The organism is Streptomyces sp. NPDC006265 (assembly GCF_040613555.1).
In the GTDB taxonomy this organism is placed as follows: Bacteria; Actinomycetota; Actinomycetes; order Streptomycetales; family Streptomycetaceae; genus Streptomyces.
Genome location: NZ_JBEXSH010000830.1, coordinates 1 through 4,031 on the forward strand (window position 1 = coordinate 1; position 4,031 = coordinate 4,031).

Below are 4,031 nucleotides of genomic sequence, written 5' to 3' on the forward strand. Positions count from 1 at the left end.
GGGCCCCATACCGGGCACGGGACCGGGATCGATGTCCATCCCCGGGACGTGCCGCGGAGCGGACAGCCGCGTCCGTACGGCTTCCACGAGCGCGTCGCGCACCGCGTCGACCGCGCTGTCGGGATCGGCCGGGGGCGCTGCCACGGCCAGCGAGGCGACCGGCTCGTACCCGGCGACCTCGCGCGCCCCGGCGCGCAGGATGAGGGCATGCCCGGGCGGAATGCGCTTCACGCCGTCGTACGGCGTGGAGTCGTGCAGCGCGGCGGGCACGTCCGGCGCGGCCAGCAGCGCGGCCAGATGCCCGAAGTCGAGGTTGGCCTCGATGAGGTCGGCCAGCGGCAACGCGGCGGTCGCGTACGCCGTACCGCCGGCCCAGGGCGTATGGAACACCGGTCGCGCGCCCGCGAGGTCGCCGCAGACGGTGATCCGCCTGCCGACCTGGACGATCGCGGTGTAGCTGCCCGGCCAGGCGGTCAGATGCCGAAGTGCCCCGCCGCGTGCGGCGAACAGCGCGACGCGCAGTTGCTCGTCGGTGGCGCCGCAGATGCCGAGGACGGCGATCCTGGTCCGGTCGTCGGCCTTCACGACCCGCACCTCGTCGGAGCGCCAGTCGCCGACCGCCCACAGCGGATCGGGATCGCCCCACAGGAGTTGGGACCCCACCGGGTGCAGCGTCTCACCTTCGCTGCCGGTCGCCCCCGCCGAACCGGCAGCGACGGCTCCCGCGGCGATGCTGCTCCATCCCACCAACCACCGCATCGCCGCCTCCACAGGCTGTGGACAACCAGTGCACCGTACGAACCGGTTCACCATGCTGCCATGAAGGAAGCGTTCCAGAGGGTGCCGACGCCGCTTGCGCTCCGCTGAATGCGCCCCGGCGGAGCCACCCACGCCGCCCCGAACCCCCCGAACACCCGCACATCACCCGCGAATTCGGGCGGACGAGACAACGAACGAAGGGACGACGAAGCGCCGAACGCGCCGACGAACAAGACGCCCGCGGAAGCGAGGCAGAGACTCAGAGAAACACGGCGAAGCGCGGAGAAGCGGAGAGACGGCCAAGAATCAAGGCACGCCAGCGACATGTCTGCAGTACGACTGCGACACGAATGCGCCCCCGAAATGCGCCCCAATCACACCCGACGCGCCCTCAAGTGCCATGGTAGGAGCCCTGATACCCCGCGACCGACGGGGTCGGTTTTCGGCCAAATCGGCGTCACGCAGCCAGCTTCGAACACGCTCCGTACAGGCTCGGCACGCCGCCACCCGGTCGCGCAGTCCGGGAGACGGAGTACGCCTCCCGGACCGTTCCGCCACCCGCGGGGATGTAGGCGGCGGTGTCCCCCAGCCCACTGGATCCAGTACAGCGGGCCGACCCACGCAACGACCATGGAACCGCTCCCGCGATGGCCGGAGAAGAGCGCACGGACAGGCGCACGGCCACACAGTGGGAGCACGTCGCAACAGCCCGTATCTGAACCGCACTTCAGTACGGACCACAATCCCGCCAACCGGAACAATGCCCCTTAACGCTTGGGATGCGGCGAACTACGCTGGGTTTACGAATGCCGCATGGTTATGCCAGCGCGGCAGCCGTCTGTGTCGAGGGGTGGCGCATGTCCAGGGAGCAACGCGGGCCGAACGAAAAACTCGGCGCCGTTCTCGCCCTCGCGGGAATCTCGAACGCGGGCCTCGCGCGGCGCGTCAACGACCTTGGCGCCCAGCGCGGCCTGACGCTGCGCTATGACAAGACGTCGGTGGCGCGCTGGGTGTCGAAGGGCATGGTGCCGCAGGGTGCCGCCCCGCACCTCATCGCCGCCGCCATCGGCCAGAAGCTCGGCCGCCCGGTGCCGCTGCACGAAATCGGCCTGGCGGACGCGGACCCCGCACCCGAAGTCGGCCTCGCCTTCCCGCGGGACGTCGGCCAGGCGGTCAGGTCCGCGACCGAGCTGTACCGCCTCGACCTCGCCGGCCGGCGGGCCGGTTCCGGAGGCATCTGGCAGTCGCTGGCCGGGTCGTTCGCGGTGAGCGCATACGCAACGCCTGCCTCACGATGGCTGATAACCCCGGCCGACAGTTCGGTCGCGCGCGACGTGGGCCCTGGCGAGGGCTCCGGCGCACCGCTCAAAGTCGGCCACAGCGATGTGCAGAAGCTGCGGGAGGCCGCCGAGGACGCGCGACGCTGGGACTCCAAGTACGGCGGCGGCGACTGGCGTTCGTCGATGGTCCCCGAGTGCTTACGGGTGGAGGCCGCCCCTCTGCTGCTCGGCTCCTACTCCGACGAGGTCGGCAGGGCCCTCTTCGGCGCCTCCGCCGAACTCACCCGGCTCGCGGGCTGGATGGCCTTCGACACGGGCCAGCAGGAAGCCGCCCAGCGTTACTACATCCAGGCCCTGCGCCTGGCCCGGGCGGCGGCGGACGTCCCCCTGGGGGGCTACGTGCTGGCCTCCATGTCCCTCCAGGCCACCTACCGCGGCTTCGGCGACGAGGGCGTGGACCTCGCCCAGGCCGCCCTGGAACGCAACCGCGGACTGGCGACGGCCCGCACCATGAGCTTCTTCCGGCTCGTCGAGGCCCGCGCGCACGCTCGCGCCAACGACGCCCCGGCGGCCGGCGGCGCCCTCAAGGCGGCCGAGAGCTGGCTGGAGCGCGCCCGCCCCGGCGACAACGACCCGAGCTGGCTCGGCTTCTACTCCTATGACCGTTTCGCCGCCGACGCGGCCGAGTGCTACCGCGACCTCAAGGCGCCCCGCCAGGTCCGCCGCTTCACCGAGCAGGCCCTGTCGAAGCCGACCGAGGAGTTCGTCCGCTCGCACGGCCTGCGCCTGGTCGTCTCGGCCGTCGCCGAACTGGAGTCGGGGAACCTGGACGCGGCCTGCGAGCAGGGGGTGCGGGCGGTGGAGGTCGCCGGGCGGATCTCCTCGGCCCGTACCACCGAGTACGTCAAGGACCTCCTGCACCGGCTGGAGCCGTACGGCGACGAGCCGCGGGTGGTGGAGCTCCGTGAGCGTGCACGGCCGCTGCTGATGACTCCGGCGTAGTCGGAGCAGATGTGCCGCCCGTCCCGCGTTTGAAGGCATTGTCAGTGGCGCAGTGCACTATCGAAGCGGGAGGTGGTGCGAGTGCGGATCACATACGACTGTGACGTGCTGGTGATCGGCGGCGGCATCGTCGGCCTGTCGACGGCGTACGCGATCACACGCGCCGCACCGGGCACACGTGTCACCGTCCTGGAGAAGGAACCGGGCCCGGCCCGCCACCAGACCGGCCGCAACAGCGGCGTCATCCACAGCGGCATCTACTACCGCCCCGGCTCCCTCAAGGCACGCTACGCGGTGCGGGGCGCTGCGGAGATGGTCAAGTTCTGCACCGAGTACGGCATCCCGCACGCGGTCACCGGCAAGCTGATCGTCGCCACCGACCGCGCGGAGCTGCCCCGTCTGCACGCGCTCGTGCAGCGAGGCCGGGAGAACGGGATCTCGGTGCGGGAGCTGGGCGGCCCCCAGATCGCGGAGTACGAGCCGGAGGTGCGCGGGCTCGCCGCCATACACGTCGGCACGACCGGCATCTGCGACTTCGTCGCCGTCGCCCGCCAGCTGGCCCACGGCTCGGGCGCGGAGATCCGCTACGGCACACGGGTCGTGCGCGTCGACCGGCGTCCCGAGCGGGGGGTCGCCGTGCTCACGGCCGCGGGCGACGTCGTACGCGGGCGGGTCCTGGTGAACTGCGCAGGTCTGCAGTGCGACGAGATCGCCCGGCTCACCGGGGACGACCCCGGCATGCGGATCGTGCCGTTCCGGGGCGAGTACTACGAGCTGGCCCGGCCCGAGCTGGTGCGCGGCCTGGTCTACCCCGTGCCCGATCCGGCGTTCCCGTTCCTCGGGGTGCATCTCACCCGGGGCATCGACGGAGGTGTGCATGTCGGGCCCAACGCGGTGCCGGCCCTGGCCCGCGAGGGGTACTGGTGGGGCACGGTCCGCCTGCGCGAGCTGGGCTCGACCCTGGCCTGGCCCGGCTCCTGGCGGATAGCC

2 protein-coding genes and 1 pseudogene are annotated in these 4,031 nt (G+C 71.7%); 2 read left to right on the forward strand and 1 reads right to left on the reverse strand.

Annotated features, from left to right (window positions below):
* A pseudogene (locus ABZ281_RS40895) lies at nucleotides 1-759 on the reverse strand (asparagine synthase); the annotation flags it as partial.
* Nucleotides 760-1,616: 857 nt separating this feature from the next.
* On the opposite strand from ABZ281_RS40895, the gene ABZ281_RS40900 reads away from it, so the two are divergent.
* A complete protein-coding gene (locus ABZ281_RS40900) occupies nucleotides 1,617-3,041 on the forward strand; it encodes an MFS transporter (RefSeq protein ID WP_266460839.1) in 1,425 nt (474 codons plus the stop codon).
* Nucleotides 3,042-3,113: 72 nt separating this feature from the next.
* A partial coding sequence (lhgO, locus tag ABZ281_RS40905) for an L-2-hydroxyglutarate oxidase (RefSeq protein ID WP_356663034.1) occupies nucleotides 3,114-4,031 on the forward strand: 918 nt, incomplete at its 3' end.

What these genes read in the sequence shown, in the direction of transcription:
- ABZ281_RS40900 (WP_266460839.1), top strand. Translation starts at nt 1,617, where the DNA reads ATGTCCAGGGAGCAACGCGGGCCGAACGAAAAACTCGGCGCCGTTCTC.